Annotated in this window: 15 protein-coding genes; 9 read left to right on the top strand and 6 right to left on the bottom strand. The window is 57.1% G+C overall.

Features of this window, described 5'->3' with window-relative positions:
* Positions 1-93: 93 nt before the first annotated feature.
* Complete coding sequence (locus ACR0NM_RS15365; protein WP_480615483.1) at positions 94-996, top strand: LysR family transcriptional regulator; 903 nt, start codon at positions 94-96, stop codon at positions 994-996.
* Between the two features lie 325 nt (positions 997-1,321).
* The gene (locus ACR0NM_RS15360) at positions 1,322-1,744 is read left to right on the top strand and encodes a tellurite resistance TerB family protein (RefSeq protein ID WP_170395941.1); all 423 of its coding nucleotides are present in this window, start codon (positions 1,322-1,324) and stop codon (positions 1,742-1,744) included.
* Here ACR0NM_RS15360 and dacB read toward each other — a convergent pair.
* From dacB to ACR0NM_RS15345, 3 genes are all read right to left on the bottom strand, one after another.
* On the bottom strand, positions 1,741-3,219 hold the full coding sequence (gene dacB, locus ACR0NM_RS15355) for a D-alanyl-D-alanine carboxypeptidase/D-alanyl-D-alanine endopeptidase (RefSeq protein WP_480615481.1): 1,479 nt from the start codon (positions 3,217-3,219) through the stop codon (positions 1,741-1,743). The two genes, ACR0NM_RS15360 and dacB, sit on opposite strands and share 4 nt — an antisense overlap.
* A gap of 67 nt (positions 3,220-3,286) precedes the next feature.
* Positions 3,287-3,907 (bottom strand): nicotinate-nucleotide adenylyltransferase, encoded by a 621-nt coding sequence (locus ACR0NM_RS15350; protein ID WP_480615479.1) that lies wholly within the window; start codon positions 3,905-3,907, stop codon positions 3,287-3,289.
* 32 nt (positions 3,908-3,939) lie between these two features.
* Positions 3,940-4,407, bottom strand: a complete 468-nt coding sequence (locus ACR0NM_RS15345) for an MOSC domain-containing protein (RefSeq protein ID WP_480615477.1) — start codon at positions 4,405-4,407, stop codon at positions 3,940-3,942.
* Between the two features lie 100 nt (positions 4,408-4,507).
* Between ACR0NM_RS15345 and ACR0NM_RS15340 the strand changes: the two genes are divergently transcribed.
* The 3 genes from ACR0NM_RS15340 to ACR0NM_RS15330 all read left to right on the top strand — a co-directional run bounded on the left by ACR0NM_RS15340 (position 4,508) and on the right by ACR0NM_RS15330 (position 8,325).
* Entirely contained in the window at positions 4,508-5,794 is a 1,287-nt protein-coding gene (locus ACR0NM_RS15340; protein WP_480615475.1) for a KAP family P-loop NTPase fold protein, read from the top strand.
* Between the two features lie 88 nt (positions 5,795-5,882).
* A complete protein-coding gene (gene ettA / locus ACR0NM_RS15335; RefSeq protein WP_480615473.1) occupies positions 5,883-7,538 on the top strand; it encodes an energy-dependent translational throttle protein EttA in 1,656 nt (551 codons plus the stop codon).
* Positions 7,539-7,542: 4 nt separating this feature from the next.
* The gene (locus ACR0NM_RS15330) at positions 7,543-8,325 is read left to right on the top strand and encodes a hypothetical protein (protein ID WP_170597315.1); all 783 of its coding nucleotides are present in this window, start codon (positions 7,543-7,545) and stop codon (positions 8,323-8,325) included.
* A 137-nt stretch (positions 8,326-8,462) separates the two neighbouring features.
* On the opposite strand, the gene ACR0NM_RS15325 is transcribed toward ACR0NM_RS15330, so the two are convergent.
* Positions 8,463-9,062, bottom strand: a complete 600-nt coding sequence (locus tag ACR0NM_RS15325) for an REP-associated tyrosine transposase (protein ID WP_480615471.1) — start codon at positions 9,060-9,062, stop codon at positions 8,463-8,465.
* A gap of 327 nt (positions 9,063-9,389) precedes the next feature.
* On the opposite strand from ACR0NM_RS15325, the gene ACR0NM_RS15320 reads away from it, so the two are divergent.
* Positions 9,390-9,596: a cold-shock protein gene (locus ACR0NM_RS15320; protein WP_010442474.1), complete on the top strand. Its 207-nt coding sequence runs from the start codon at positions 9,390-9,392 to the stop codon at positions 9,594-9,596.
* 167 nt (positions 9,597-9,763) lie between these two features.
* Positions 9,764-10,318, top strand: coding sequence for a L,D-transpeptidase (locus ACR0NM_RS15315; RefSeq protein ID WP_480615469.1), 555 nt, complete (start codon positions 9,764-9,766; stop codon positions 10,316-10,318).
* On the opposite strand, the gene ACR0NM_RS15310 is transcribed toward ACR0NM_RS15315, so the two are convergent.
* Together ACR0NM_RS15310 and ACR0NM_RS15305 are read right to left on the bottom strand one after the other, a co-directional pair.
* The gene (locus ACR0NM_RS15310) at positions 10,315-10,929 is read right to left on the bottom strand and encodes an SOS response-associated peptidase (protein WP_170626137.1); all 615 of its coding nucleotides are present in this window, start codon (positions 10,927-10,929) and stop codon (positions 10,315-10,317) included. The two genes, ACR0NM_RS15315 and ACR0NM_RS15310, sit on opposite strands and share 4 nt — an antisense overlap.
* A 9-nt stretch (positions 10,930-10,938) precedes the next feature.
* On the bottom strand, positions 10,939-11,559 hold the full coding sequence (locus tag ACR0NM_RS15305) for an arylesterase (protein WP_170423816.1): 621 nt from the start codon (positions 11,557-11,559) through the stop codon (positions 10,939-10,941).
* 69 nt (positions 11,560-11,628) lie between these two features.
* Between ACR0NM_RS15305 and ACR0NM_RS15300 the strand changes: the two genes are divergently transcribed.
* Positions 11,629-12,324 (top strand): ABC transporter ATP-binding protein, encoded by a 696-nt coding sequence (locus ACR0NM_RS15300; protein ID WP_480615466.1) that lies wholly within the window; start codon positions 11,629-11,631, stop codon positions 12,322-12,324.
* A complete protein-coding gene (locus ACR0NM_RS15295) occupies positions 12,321-14,849 on the top strand; it encodes an ABC transporter permease (protein WP_480615464.1) in 2,529 nt (842 codons plus the stop codon). The genes ACR0NM_RS15300 and ACR0NM_RS15295 overlap by 4 nt, the downstream gene beginning before the upstream one ends.
* The last annotated feature ends 1 nt before the right edge of the window (position 14,850 follow it).

Genomic DNA, 14,850 nt, shown 5'->3' with positions numbered 1-14,850 from the left:
GATAGCGGTCGAAACTTTCGCGTCGCAACAGAGCTTTACCGGAATTTCATATTGTGAAATCTAAAGAACAAAACCTGAAATGTGGTTGACGGCATGATGAACGAAAACTCTTTGACCGCTTTTCTTACATTGGCTGAAATCGGCAGTTTCCAAAATGCTGCCCGTGCGATGGGTGTGTCCAACGCATCATTGTCCCGCTATGTCGGGCAGGCCGAGGACTATACGGGGCTTGTTTTGTTTCATCGAAGCCGAAACAGCAGCACTCTGACACGCGCGGGGCAGGAGTTCTTGCCAATCGCCCAGGCGCTGCGCGAAGACCTGAACCAGTATGCAACGCGCGTGGCCGCTTTGCGCGAAACCGGGCCGGGCACTTTGCTGATCGGTTGCGGGCCTCTGACCACGAGAACCCTGATCCTGCCCGCCCTGCGATCAGTGCGGCAAGTGATGCCTGATCTTCGTTTCCGAATTCTGGTAAGCGCCTACGCACGACCGCTTGATTTGTTGCAGGCGGGAAAGTTCGACATGTTCCTGGGTGACCTGACCTACACACCCGAAGCTGACAACGTCGAGATTATGGTGATGGAGAAACAACAAATCCAGTTTGTGGCACATCGCGACCATGAGATTCATCAGCGTGGCCCGCAAACGATGGCAGGCATATTCGATTTTCCCTTTGCATCTCCGCATCTCCACAAACACTGGAAAGCCGCTTTGACAAAAGCACTTGGAGGCGGTGCTGAAGCCGTCGAAAAGGTGAATGCACAGCCGCATATCGAATGCGACGACTACAACCTCCTGACCGGATTGTTGGCAGAACCGGACTACATCGTGGGAGGGATGGCGGACACATTTGCGGATCTGATCCATGCAAAGACGGTGAAAGCCGTGTCTATGGCACAGAACCTTACGTGGAACATCTGCGCAGCGCGTAAGTCACAGAACACTTCGGATGCTGTAGAATTATTCTGGAGTGAGCTTGCTAAATATCGGGCATGACCGGCGGTGCAAGGCATAGAAAGACGCCCAACTGAAACGCATCTTAGCTAGTGCCTGCTCGTTTCCGTATGGCCAATTAACTTGGCGAAGTTCTGCTTTAGAATGCTGGCGGTGAAAATCCGAAATGCTTGGTTCGCGACGCGCAGCACATGCAATGAATAGAAGCCTGGTCGACGGCAGGTATAAGCTCTCAACGGGCGTTTACATCACTGCCGAAATCACTCACCCTCATCGATCGCATTCATTGGCCCCCAAAACTACCAGTTGAACCTCCCCGCACCCGCTCCTATCGTGCGGCAACAGACGTTTCATTCAGGACGACACCATGACCGAGCAAACCCCACATCCGATGTCCCCGCAGGATTGCCTTGTGGCGATCATGGTGGCGATTTCCGCCTCGGACGAGAACATCCGAACCGCAGAGCTGGTCAAGATCGAAGGCGCGGTCAACATGCTGCCGGTTTTTGCCGGTTACGACATTGACCGAACCCGCCGCGTCTCGCAGATCGTGTTTGATTTGTTTGAGCAGGTGGACGGGCTGGATGCCCTATTCGGACTGATCCGTGACAACCTGCCCGAACGCCTGAACGAAACCGCCTACGCGCTGGCCTGTGATGTGGCCGCCGCTGACGGCACTCTGGCCGAAACCGAACTGCGTCTGCTGGAAGAAATCCGGTACGAACTCAGCATCGACCGCCTGCACGCTGCCGCTATCGAACGCGGGGCACGGGCGCGGCATACAACCTAGCTACCGTAGAGCGTACCCCAACGCTCAATCAGATTGCGTTGCAATTTGCGAGACCGCCGGTTCCAAGCCCGCGCGCCGTCCGGGCGCTCGCGCGACGCGCGCGGGATCGTGGCGCGGTGCGCGGTGTCGGCGGTGAAGATCGCAAACGCCAGATCCACTCCATCTGCCGTTGTCATGTAACCGCCAAGACCCGAGACGAAGTTCAAAGTACCCGTTTTTGCGTCGACCTTGATCGGATGATCCTTGACCGGCTGCCCATTTTTGTCGGCCAGCGTGAAGGACCGAAGCAACGGCCGCAGCTCCTCTGATTGCCCCGCCGCCACCAGCGTATTGACCAGACCGGCGGGGGCCATACGTGAGGAACCGCTAAGTCCGGAATGATCGACCATCGCGATCCCATCTGCGCCAAAACGCTCTGCCGCCCATAGGTTCATTTCTGCAGCTGACTCCTCAAGGCTCTGCGGCGCAACCCCGCGCGCCTTGGTGGCCGCCAAACCCACCATTTCGGCGGTTATATTGGTCGAATATCTCAGCATCCCCTTCAGGATGCTTTCCAACGGATCGCTCTGATGCACCACCAGTTCGGTCCCTTGCGGTGCTTGCCGCGTCAGCTGTACCCGGCCCAGTACAATCCCGTTCACGCGTGCCAGCGTGCGGAACACATCTCCGGCATAAAGCGCAGGCTTGCGTACCGGCAGCCAGCGTGCCCCGCCATTGCCTAGCGCGCCTTTGGCCACGGTCCAGCGATCCTGCCGCGCGCTTGGCTGATAGGTGTAGATCGGCAGGCTGCGGTTCTCGACCCGCATTGATGCCATATCTACCGAAGGCGTATAATTCGCGCTGCGCGCATCCATGGTTACACCATAGCCGGTGCCCTCGCGTTTCCACTCGAAATGCACACGGTTGAAATTCAGGGAAATCCCGCTGATCGACGGGCTATAGCCCAGATGATCCGGCTGCCCCGGATCAATGCTGAAGACGTAGGGCAGCGCACCATCAAAGACTTTGAACGCGCCCTTCACCTCGGTGATCCCGGCCTTGCGCAGATTGGCTGCCATTGTGGCCAGCGCGTCTGTATCCAGCAGCGGATCACCGCCACCCGCAAGGATCAGGTCGCCTTTCAGAATACCATTTTCCACCGGTCCATCCGCGATCAAGCGCGTTTCGAACCGATACTCCGGACCCAGCACATCCAGCGCATAAAGCGCGGTCAGCGCCTTGGCGACGCTGGCTGGTGGTAGGCTTTGGCCCTCGCCGAACACCTCCAGCGGCGTTCCGGTTTCCACGTCGGCCACGGCGAAAACAACCTCGCCCTTCAGCCCCGCTGCCTGAACCAGTCGCTCGGCCCCGCTGGGCTGCGGGCCACGCAGCACAGGGCGCAGAGACACCAAAGGCGCCTCGGCCAGACCTGTGCCCGGAACCAGAGACGCCCCTAATCCACCCAGAAACAAACGACGCGAAATTCGATCGACCATGGGTCTATTAGAATCCCAGAGCTTAAATGCAGACAATCACTTGATTAAGATTATGCGCCAAGTGGAGTCATTCGGGCAACACCCCATCGCTCCAATTCCCGCGATTGCGCAACTCGGTCGAACTGACGTCAACCATCGGCACGTTCACAAAACACCACGCCGGAGCCTCCGCCCGCCCCAGCAAATGCCGCGCCTGCCCGTCGATACGGTACTTGGCATAAAGCCGAGCCGCCGGAGACATCCGCGCCGAGATCCGATCCCCCGGCCGCGCCACAACGCCCACAGGCACGCTGTCCATGATCTGTCGCCAGTCCTTCCAGCGGTGAAACTGCGCCAGATTGTCCGCGCCCATCAGCCAAACGAACCGAACCTGAGGATAAAGCCGCCGCAACGCCGCCAGAGTGTCTGCCGTCGCCCGCGTGCCCGTCAGAGCCTCGATATCCGTGACCTCAACGCGCGGATGCTGTATCACATCCAGCGCCGCCGCCATCCGCCGGGCCAAAGGCGCAGGCCCCCGCTCCTTAAGAGGGTTCCCCGGAGACACCAGCCACCACACCCGATCCAGCCCGAACGCCTTCATCGCTTCGCGCGTCACATGCACATGACCTTGATGCGGAGGATCAAATGACCCTCCGAACAACCCCACGACCTGCCCGGCCCCCGCATATGGAATGGTACTGCGTTCCATCCTCTGCTGATGTTCAGAACTGAGAGGTGTTGTCAATCAATCGGCTGCACCACATCGCCAAGCCTGACTTGCCCCGGCTGCACTACTTCGGCACACCATCCCCCATGCCCCCGCACAGCAGAATAGCCGCCTTTGCCCAACGCCTCCTCCATCCGACTGCACGGAGCGCATATCACGGTAAAGCGCAAAACGGCCTCCCCGACCTGCACCTCCCGCCCCTTTAGCGCCGCCAGATTGATCCCCGAAACCACCAGATTGCGCCGCAGGATTTCCGGCGCAATTGGTTTTTGGCCCAGAAACGCCCCTATCACCGCCAGATGCTCTTGCTGGATCAGAGTTACGGCCCGTTTGCCCGCCCGGCTACGGTCACCATCGAGGCCATGGGTGGAGATCATGGCTTCTTCCACAACCTCCATCCCAGCCCGCCGTTCGGGTCTGAGACCGATCCATTCCACGCGACCGGGCTGAGCCCAACCTGCGATGAGGTTTTTCAGAGACATATCGGGCCTTTCCTGCACCATCCCCCTCATCTAGCAGTCTGGTCCTTTCACACACAGGCGCTAAGAGTAGCGCTGATTGATTTGTGAATTGGAGAAAGATATGCGCCTGACCATCCCGGAGCCCAAGATCAAATTGTATGAAGATGGGTTCGATGAACACGACAAACTCTCGCGCAAAGCTACGGGCGACAAGCTATCAGAATTGATCGAAGGGATCGACGACCCGCTGGTGATAGCTTTGGACGGAGCGTGGGGGTCTGGCAAATCATTCTTCCTGAAATGCTGGGTTGGAGAGCATTCGAAGCGCGAAGGGAATACGACCCAAACCGTCTATTTCGACGCATTCAAACATGACTTTCTAGACGATCCTTTAATAGCGCTGACCGGAGCAATTGCCGAACGATTTGAAGAGTCAGGTGACAAAACCGCCCAAAAGGCTTGGATTAAAGCTAAACGAGTGGCTCCTGCACTCGGTCGGGCAATTGTTCGTGCCGGGGTTTCAGTCGCGACAGCGGGTCTCGTGAATAAAGCAGACGAATTGGCGGATGCCGCAATTGAAACTGCTTCGCGCGAACTTGACGGAGCGGTTGCCGAATTCTGGAAAAGAGAAAGCGGAAAAAGGGTTGCGATGGAGAGCTTTCGTCAAGCATTGGTTGAGTTGACTGATCCAGACGTGAACGGACTACCGACACGAAAGCTGGTCATTGTGGTAGATGAATTGGATCGCTGTCGACCAGACTACGCGCTGTCGCTGCTGGAAACCATCAAACACTTCTTCAACGTAGATGGAGTACACTTCATTCTTGGCGTCAATCTGGAACAACTACAAAACAGTGTAAAAGCCAGGTACGGTAGCGGAACGGAAGCTGACGCATATCTTCAAAAGTTCTATTCCTTGAAGCTGAAGCTGCCTCGAATGATCCAGCACACGCGGGACCATTTACATTATTTCAATTATGCATCTGCTCAAATGCAGATACCCATCCCGATACACGAAACTACACGCGCCCTTTTTGGATTGTACACCGGCCACCTGCCGATGACTCTAAGGACCATTCAAAGGGTTTTGTCAGTTCTCGCCTTAGTTCCACCGGAGAGACCTCAACACATATCCGATAAGATTCTAGTAACTGTGGCGATTGTGAAAGTTTGCGCTCCTCTCACCTATGAACTTATGAGGGAGAACAAATTAACACCACAAGATCTGCAAGAAGTTTTTAACTTCGATCAAAGTGATCTTGCGTTATGGACCCGTGTATTGAGGGCCGCTAGCGGTCATGAAGAGGTATTCGATCCGAGCAATCGATTGATACCAGAGAACCTTCTCCCAGAAATCTGCGATGAGTATCTAGAGGTCTTTGACTCAAGCGCACTGGAAATCAGTTAGCGCAGTCACAATCATACACGATTGCCCCCACCAACCGCATCCGCTATCACACCGCCCAACTCAATTTCCCCGACCCAGAGGACGCGACATGGCCGCCTATCAATATGTCTACCACATGCAGGGTGTCTCCAAGACCTATCCCGGTGGCAAGAAGTGCTTTGAAAACATCCACCTGAGCTTTCTGCCCGGCGTGAAAATCGGCGTTGTCGGCGTCAACGGCGCGGGTAAGTCGACGCTGATGAAAATCATGGCCGGCCTCGACAAGGACTTCACCGGCGAGGCCTGGGCGGCTGAGGGTGCCAAGGTTGGCTATCTGCCGCAGGAACCACAACTGGATGAATCGCTGACGGTCCGCGAAAACGTCATGCTGGGCGTGGCCGAGAAAAAGGCGATCCTCGACCGCTACAACGATCTGGCCATGAACTACTCGGACGAAACCGCCGATGAGATGGCCAAGCTGCAGGACGAGATCGACAGCCAGAACCTCTGGGACCTCGACAGCCAGATCGACGTCTCGATGGAGGCACTGCGCTGCCCGCCGGATGACGCGAACATCGCCAACCTCTCGGGTGGTGAGAAACGCCGCGTGGCGCTCTGCAAGCTGCTGCTCGAAGCACCCGACATGCTGCTCTTGGACGAACCGACCAACCACCTGGACGCCGAGACCATCGCCTGGCTGCAACAGCACCTGATCGACTACAAGGGCACCATCCTGATCGTCACCCACGACCGCTATTTCCTGGATGACATCACCGGCTGGATCCTCGAACTCGACCGCGGCCGCGGTATTCCGTACGAGGGCAACTATTCCGCGTGGCTGGAACAAAAGGCCAAACGGCTGGAACAGGAAGCCCGCGAAGACAAGTCCAAGCAGAAGACTCTGCAACGCGAGCTAGAATGGATGCGTCAGGGCCAAAAGGCCCGTCAGGCCAAATCCAAGGCCCGGATCAACGCCTATAACGAGCTGGCCGAACAGTCCGAACGCGAAAAGCTGACCCGCGCCCAGATCGTCATCCCCAACGGCCAGCGCCTTGGTGGCAAGGTGATCGAGGTCGAGGGCCTGTCAAAACACATGGGCGACAAGCAACTGATCGAAGGGCTGGACTTTGCCCTGCCCCCCGGCGGCATCGTCGGCGTAATCGGCCCCAACGGTGCGGGTAAATCGACCCTGTTCAAGATGCTCACCGGTCAGGAACAGCCCGACAGCGGCACCATCACGCTGGGCGATACGGTTGAACTGTCATACGTCGACCAGTCCCGCGACGACCTGAAAGACAATGACACCGTGTGGGAGGCGATCACCGGCGGCGCCGAGATCATCCAACTGGGTGACGCGCAGGTCAATTCCCGCGCCTATTGCTCGTCTTTCAACTTCAAGGGCGGCGACCAGCAGAAAAAGGTCTCGCTACTCTCAGGCGGTGAGCGCAACCGCGTCCACATGGCCCGCCTGCTGAAAGAGGGCGGCAACGTCCTGCTGCTCGACGAACCGACCAACGACCTTGACGTTGAAACCCTGCGTGCGCTGGAAGACGCGCTGGTCGATTTCGCCGGCTGCGCCGTCGTCATCTCGCACGACCGCTTCTTCCTCGACCGGATTTGCACGCATATTCTGGCCTTCGAAGGCGACGCCCATGTGGAGTGGTTCGAGGGCAACTTCGAGGACTACGAAGAGGACAAAAAACGCCGTCTGGGACCGGACGCGCTGGAGCCCAAGCGGTTGAAGCATAAGAAGTTTGCGAGGTGAGCCGATGTATGAAAAGATCTTGGCCTTTCTGAGCAAAAACAAACTTATTCTTGAGTATCTTGGTATCGTCGCGGCACTTGTTGGCTTTGGAGTGGGCTTGTCTCAGTTCTCGCATTCGTTGAACCAAAGCGAGTGGGAAAACAAGATAACAATTTTGGAGAAGCTCACGCCAAGGTTTAATCTTTTTCACGATAACAGTGAATTTTCCGACGGAGCCTTTCGGATAAACTATAGCTTAGAAAACAAGTCCGCTTTTGATATTCGCGTCGACCCAATTCACTCGAGATTCATAGTATGTGAAAGACCTAATGCAAAAATATGGAATGCTGAGTACCAGCCTGGTGAAGCTAACTCTGCGGGTTTGGCCGAGAACAGAAAACCGTTGACCCCGGAGCCGGAGTTTCTAATCCGAACCGAAGGAAAAGCACCAATTCCATTAACTTCAACTGTCCCAGTAGGCCTTGTTACATCTAATATCGAAGTGGATGAGCATTTGATCGTAGAAATTGAATTTGTTGCATATTTTGACGAAGCCTATTTGTTGGAAGATTACATTAAAAGCAACAACTTAGAGCAACCCGATTTTATGTCGCTAGGCGCTATGTATGATGCTCCTGCTAGGCATTCCAGGAACTCTGTTTTTGGGGCATTTAAAAGGACGAAGCAAGGTTTTGAAGCCACTAGTCTTGCGCCGTGTGAAAACGCCATTAGAGAAAAGATCCATAGAACACCGCTTAGATCGATAAACTATGCCACTCTTAAAGACTTAGAGAAATCCGATAACTAGCTGGTGAAACAAGCGTAGGATGGGGTTTCACCCCATCACTCACCTAATAATCACGCCCGAACACCCGCACGATGTGTTTCCGCGCACCAAGTCTCTTCCAAACTCCGACCTCTCAAATGATGGGGTGAAACCCCATCCTACGGCTCTCCAAACGCCCCTTCGGTAACCACACCGCTCCACTCTGGTTCTACCCGACCCGCACGAATATCCCGATGGATTGACGAATACGGCCAATCGGTCGGGCGCTCGACCAACCCGTGCTTCACCGGATTCCCCCAACAATACGCCATATGATTGCGGTAATCCTGTTCGTCCCGAATGGTGTGCTCCCAAAACCGGCGTTGCCAAACAGGCGCTTCGCGTCTGTCGGCCCGTAGGCCGGGCTTCAGCCCGGCATATCTGCCGGATGTCACAACGGGCAGGTGTTCGGGGGCGGGTGCCGGACTGAAGTCCGGCCTACGCATTGCTTCTCTGACCCGCATGGTAAACCGCGCCTTAATCGCACCCCACCGTGTCGAATAATCCGCATCCCCCGGCGGCAAGGTCCAAACCGCGTGCAAATGATCCGGCAACACAACAAACGCATCGCACCAGAACGGACGCTCCTTCTGGGTCACCGCAAAGGCGGCCCGCAAATGCGCCACCTCTCGCACCAGCAAATCCGACGACCGGTCGGCCAAAGACACGGTGAAAAAATACTTGGCTCCGGGAATGCGGACGCGTCGGTAATTGCTCATACTGCAACTTGATCATGACGAGGGTTAACGGATTCTGAATGCCACTCCGACGCGCCAGATAAATAACCGGACTTTATCAAAGCTCTGCTAACCAATAACCAAAACCATCGGCGGATTCTTGTACAAGTCGGACGATTGCCCCTCAAACCCCTGTACAAACCGTACAATCCGCCCTTGCCACACCGCCTGACCGATGCCATATCCATGAGGCTTACGTTTTTCTATTTCGACCTGCAGTCTCCTTCTACGGCGCTCAGTCTATCGATACAGACAACGACGCCGGGCTGCCGCATCCACGTGGGCAGCACTAAACAGGAGACAACGGATATGCCCGCAGGCACCGTAAAATGGTTCAACACCACCAAAGGCTACGGCTTTATCGCGCCCGAAGATGGCGGCAAAGACATCTTCGTACACATCTCGGCTGTCGAGCGTTCAGGCCTCACCGGTCTGGCCGACAACCAGAAAGTCACGTACGAGCTGCGCGCTGGTCGTGACGGCCGCGAAAGCGCCGACAATATCGAACTGGCCTAAGCCGTTCAAAGGGCGGGATTTTTCCCGCCCTCTCTGCTATGCCCTCGTTGATTGTGTGGCATAGGGAATACATCACAATCGGGTTATTCCTCCCCGGTGATTGACCAAATCCGCTATCATTTCAAAACTAGCGTTATGATTTCTTTGGTCATTTGAGGGATGTCACCATGTTCACACGCCGCGTATTTCTGGCCGGTACTGCCGTCAGCCTGCTTCCGGGCGTTGTCAGCGCCAAGAAAGCGGTCGAGTATGATCCCACGCCACAATACGTGCGGGTCAAAAAGCAATTCCTACCCGGTCAGCTGCTGGTCGTTCCCCGTTCCTTCTACCTTTATTACATAACCGAACCCCGCAAAGCGATCCGTTATGGCTGCGGCGTCGGCAAAGCCGGACTGGAGTTTACAGGAACCGCAACTATCGACGTAAAGAAGGAATGGCCCACCTGGCGACCGACCGATGAGATGATCGAACGCGACCCGGTGGCCTATGGTCGGTTCAAGGACAACGACTATGTCCAACCCGGAGGGAGCGATAATCCACTGGGCGCGCGCGCTTTGTATCTGTTCCAAAACGGAGTCGACACCTATTTCCGCATCCATGGCACCACACAACCGCAAACCATCGGTCGCGCGGCCTCGAACGGCTGCATACGGATGCTGAATGAGCATGTAATCGATCTGTACAACCGGGTGCCGATTGGAACCGTGGTGACCGTGGTCTAAGCCGCCGACCAATCCACATCGTCGGCTTGTTCAATCCTCAGGCGACCTTCTGGCCATGGGCGCATCAGCTTCTGCGCCTCTTCTTCGGATCCATGTAACCAGCTATCCACATCCTGCGACCCCAGCAACACACCCATACGGTGGTGGATCGGCTTTACATCGGCATTTGGCTCGCAGGTGACTGCGGCGACCTGATCCACACGCTGCCCACCAGGGGCCTCCCAACTATCCGTAATTGCAGCAAATAACAGCGGTATGCCATCCTTCGCTGCGATACGCCATGCAGTTTTGCGCCGTTTCTCTCCGGTCCACTCGTACCAGCCATCAACTGGTATAACTGCGCGCCCAACACCTTCGAATGCGCTTTTGTCAAAAACCGTTTCAGAGCGAGCGTTGATAATGGTCTCCATCACCGGACGTCCGCGCGCATTGACCCTGCCGACCGGGATCATCCCCCATCGCATCATCTTCAAGCCTTCACCGGTCAATACCGTCACCTCCTGACCCGGTTGAATATTTCTGCGCGGGGGTTGAGGCCCTACGTTATCTTTCACGTTCAGGAACTTAGCAATCTCGCCAATTGGTCGTGTGAGAAAAAACCGGCCTGGCATAGGACCCTCCTAATCGGCAGCGCGCTCCGCTAAAGCCAGTACAAAAGGTCCCAGCGCGTCAACGATCAGCGCAACGCCTTGGGCATTTGGATGGATGCCATCAGATTGCATGAACTGGCGCGCGACTGCAGGATCGCCCTCGGTCGTGAGCCCGTCAAAGAAGCTTTCCGCATAGATCGCGCCATACTGCTGCGCCAGTTCCGGATACATGGCATCGAAACTTTGCTTGTAATCCGTCCCATAGTTCCCGGGGGCTTGCATGCCGATCAGCAGAACTTCGACATTCGCAGCTTCAGCGGTGTTCAGGATTGCCTCAAGATTGGCGCGCGACACATCCGGATCGATACCGCGTAACAGATCATTGCCGCCGAGGGCTACAATCATGCCATCGACCTCTGGCGTCAGAGTCCAATCAACGCGGGAGGCTCCTCCTGCGGTCGTATCCCCGGAAACACCGGCGTTGATAAGCTGAATATCCGCCCCTTCCTCCTGCAACCAGCGTTGCAGTTGAGGCACAAACCCGTCTTGTTGCGGAAGTCCATATCCTTGTGTCAGGGAATCTCCGAGCGCCGCAATCACCACCGGCTCAGCCGTCGCGGCAAATCCGCAACAGATGAACACGCCTGACATCAAACCCTTGCGCAGCTTCTGTATCGCGCCATATCCCAATGGACTGTACCCCTCTTGATGGCCTGATCGATGACGACACCCGTTCTCACCCTCCAAGATGCCGCATTATCGCTGGATGGCAATGCCGGAAGAGTGGATATCCTGCACGACATCACTTTGACTGTGAGCAAGGGTGAAACTCTGGGGCTTATCGGTCCCTCTGGTTCCGGAAAGTCTTCGCTACTGATGCTAATGGGCGGCTTAGAACAGGCAACCGGTGGACGCGTTACCGCATTGGGCCAAGATTTGACGAAAATGAGCGAGGATGCGCTGGCACGGTTCAGAAGAGATGCCATGGGCGTAGTGTTTCAGAATTTCCACTTGATTCCGACGATGACCGCGCTTGAGAACGTGGCGACCCCGTTAGAACTCGCGGGACACAAAGATGCTTTCCAGCGCGCCGCGGCCGAGTTGGAGGCCGTGGGCCTTTCACATCGTATCGATCACCACCCGGCGCAGTTGTCCGGCGGCGAGCAACAGCGTGTGGCGCTGGCCCGCGCTTCGGCCCCGCGCCCGCATATATTGTTAGCAGATGAACCAACGGGAAATCTGGATGAAACCAACGGTTCAGCAATCATTGATCTGTTATTCGGACTGCGGGACCGTCACGGGGCAACTCTGGTTCTGGTCACGCACAGCCATACGCTGGCTCAGAAATGCGACCGCGTTGTGCGCTTGCGCGATGGGCGTATCGCCGAGGAATCCCAGCGTGAGGCCGCCGAATGAGCCTGCGTCTGGCCGGTCGCCTGGCCCGGCGCGAACTGCGCGGTGGGTTGCGCGGGTTTCGGGTGTTTCTGGCCTGCCTGGCTTTGGGTGTTGCAGCAATTGCTGCGGTTGGCATGGTGCGCCAAGCCATTCAGACCGGATTGCAACAAGAGGGCGCGTCGCTCTTAGGCGGCGATGCCCAGCTGGAGTTCACCTATCGCTTTGCAAACGATGAGGAACGTGCCTGGATGGCGGACACCGCGCAAGCAGTGTCGGAGGTCGTCAATTTCAGGTCCATGGCCGTCACGGGTGATGGCGCAGGCGCGCAACGGGCGTTAACTCAGGTGAAGGCCGTGGACGGGGCCTATCCGCTGTTGGGATCGGTGGCTCTGGAACCCGCAGTTTCTTTGCCCGAGGCCTTGGCGGGCGCCAATGGTCTGCCCGGCGCCGTGATGGCTCCGTCCCTGATTGACCGCCTGAACCTTGCGATTGGGGACCAATTTGATCTCGGCACGCAGAGGTTCGTTTTGATGGCCTCGCTGGAACACGAACCGGATGGTGCGGCAGATGGGTTCTCGCTGGGACCGCGCACGTTGGTTCGAACCGAGGATTTGCAATCATCGGGCCTGCTGGCTCCGGGTACTTTGTTTTCCACCAAATACAGGATGAACTTGCCGCAAACCGCCGAGTTGGAGGCGCTGTCGCAGCAAGCCAGGCAGGCCTTCGAGGGAACCGGCATGCGCTGGACTGATGCCCGCAATGGTGCACCGGGGATATCCGAGTTTGTAGGGCGCCTCAGCGCGTTTCTGGTGCTGGTTGGTCTATCCGGATTGGCGGTTGGGGGGATCGGCGTATCGGCTGCCGTGCGCGCCTATCTGTCCCAGAAAACGGAAACCATTGCGACATTGCGGACTTTGGGCGCTGATCGGGCCACAATCTTTCAGACATACATGATCCAGATAGCCGTTCTTTCAGGCGTTGGTATCGTCATGGGTTTGACCCTGGGCGCGGCGCTTCCAATGCTGCTGGCACCGGTTATCGAGACCCAATTGCCGATCCATGCTGTATTCTCGCTATATCCGCAGCCCCTGTTCGAGGCCGCACTTTATGGTGTGCTAACCGCGTTCCTGTTTACTCTTTGGCCTCTGGCCAGAACCGAGGAGGTGCGTGCGGCAACATTGTTCCGGGATGCGCTGACTTCGGCAAGCAGCTTCCCGCGCCTGATCTATGTAATTGCGACTGCAATTGGCCTGGCCGTACTGATCGGAGCCGCCGCTTGGTTCAGCGGTTCAACCCGGTTGACCCTCTGGACAAGCGCAGGTCTGGCGGGGGCGCTCACTTTGCTGACCCTTTCTGCCATTGCCATTCGCAAATTGGCCCGCGTGGGCGCTCCTTGGGCCAGAGGGCGTCCAGCCCTGCGGTGGGCGTTGTCCGCCATCTCTGACCCACGCGAAGGCGCAGCATCGGTGGTCCTGTCCCTTGGGCTCGGCCTTTCGGTCCTTGCGGCGGTGGGGCAGATCGACGGCACGCTACGCAATGCGATTTCGGGCAACTTGCCCGAGGTCGCACCCTCGTATTTCTTCGTCGATATCCAGAAGGATCAGATGCCCGGGTTCAGCGAACGTCTCGACACCGACCCTGCCGTCAGTCGGGTAGAAAGCGCTCCGATGCTGCGTGGGATCATTACCAAAATCAATGGGCGACCCGCGCGCGAGATTGCAGGCGATCACTGGGTTCTGGACGGCGACCGGGGCGTAACCTACTCTGCCCGCCCCCCACGGAATGCCCGCGTGACTGACGGGGTTTGGTGGCCAGAGGACTACAGCGGCCCACCGCAAGTCAGCTTTGCCGCAGAAGAGGCCGACGAGATGGGCCTGAAACTGGGCGATGAGCTGACCGTTAATATCCTGGGCCGCGATATCACAGCTGAACTCACATCGCTGCGCGAAGTTGATTTCTCCACTGCAGGAATGGGTTTTGTCATGTCGATGAACCCCTCTGCATTGGCTGGTGCCCCGCATAGCTTCATCGCTACCGTCTATGCCGAAGAACAGGCCGAGGCCGCCATTCTGCGTGATTTGGCCGGTCAATTCCCCAACATCACGGCAGTCCGGGTCAGAGACGCCATCGACCGGGTATCAGGCCTGCTGGCAGGGCTTGCGGCAGCCACGTCATATGGCGCAGGGGTTTCTCTGTTGACCGGGTTTTTAGTGTTGATCGGTGCGGCGGCAGCGGGCGAACCGGCGCGTAGGTACGAGGCAGCGATCCTCAAGACTCTGGGTGCCAACCGTGGGCGCATATTGCGCAGCTTTGCCCTGCGGGCAATCCTTTTGGGAGCAGCCGCAGGTTGCGTTGCTTTGCTGACCGGAATTCTGGGCGGTTGGGCCGTGGCTACTTATGTATTCGACACAGAGTTCGCGGTCATCTGGCCATCCGCGCTTGGGATCGTCATCGCCGGTGTTGGCGTTACCTTAGGCGCGGGGATGGTCTTTGCCCTGCGCCCGCTTTCAGTACGCCCTGCGCGCATACTGCGCGCCAGCGACTGAG

The sequence above is a fragment of the Ruegeria sp. AF2 genome (assembly GCF_056542025.1).
Note: the sequence above shows the minus strand (reverse complement) of the source record. Positions and strands in the feature narration are given on the sequence as shown.

Bases quoted from the DNA above. Each gene is read 5' to 3' on its own strand.
- ACR0NM_RS15325 (WP_480615471.1), bottom strand. From the start codon at position 9,062: ATGAGCAATTACCGACGCGTCCGCATTCCCGGAGCCAAGTATTTTTTC.
- ACR0NM_RS15340 (WP_480615475.1), top strand. From the start codon at position 4,508: ATGCGCCTGACCATCCCGGAGCCCAAGATCAAATTGTATGAAGATGGG.
- ACR0NM_RS15310 (WP_170626137.1), bottom strand. From the start codon at position 10,929: ATGCCAGGCCGGTTTTTTCTCACACGACCAATTGGCGAGATTGCTAAG.
- ACR0NM_RS15320 (WP_010442474.1), top strand. From the start codon at position 9,390: ATGCCCGCAGGCACCGTAAAATGGTTCAACACCACCAAAGGCTACGGC.
- ACR0NM_RS15345 (WP_480615477.1), bottom strand. From the start codon at position 4,407: ATGTCTCTGAAAAACCTCATCGCAGGTTGGGCTCAGCCCGGTCGCGTG.
- ACR0NM_RS15350 (WP_480615479.1), bottom strand. From the start codon at position 3,907: ATGGAACGCAGTACCATTCCATATGCGGGGGCCGGGCAGGTCGTGGGG.
- ACR0NM_RS15360 (WP_170395941.1), top strand. From the start codon at position 1,322: ATGACCGAGCAAACCCCACATCCGATGTCCCCGCAGGATTGCCTTGTG.
- ACR0NM_RS15305 (WP_170423816.1), bottom strand. From the start codon at position 11,559: ATGTCAGGCGTGTTCATCTGTTGCGGATTTGCCGCGACGGCTGAGCCG.
- ACR0NM_RS15315 (WP_480615469.1), top strand. From the start codon at position 9,764: ATGTTCACACGCCGCGTATTTCTGGCCGGTACTGCCGTCAGCCTGCTT.
- ACR0NM_RS15330 (WP_170597315.1), top strand. From the start codon at position 7,543: ATGTATGAAAAGATCTTGGCCTTTCTGAGCAAAAACAAACTTATTCTT.
- ACR0NM_RS15295 (WP_480615464.1), top strand. From the start codon at position 12,321: ATGAGCCTGCGTCTGGCCGGTCGCCTGGCCCGGCGCGAACTGCGCGGT.
- ACR0NM_RS15300 (WP_480615466.1), top strand. From the start codon at position 11,629: ATGACGACACCCGTTCTCACCCTCCAAGATGCCGCATTATCGCTGGAT.
- dacB (WP_480615481.1), bottom strand. From the start codon at position 3,219: ATGGTCGATCGAATTTCGCGTCGTTTGTTTCTGGGTGGATTAGGGGCG.
- ACR0NM_RS15365 (WP_480615483.1), top strand. From the start codon at position 94: ATGATGAACGAAAACTCTTTGACCGCTTTTCTTACATTGGCTGAAATC.
- ettA (WP_480615473.1), top strand. From the start codon at position 5,883: ATGGCCGCCTATCAATATGTCTACCACATGCAGGGTGTCTCCAAGACC.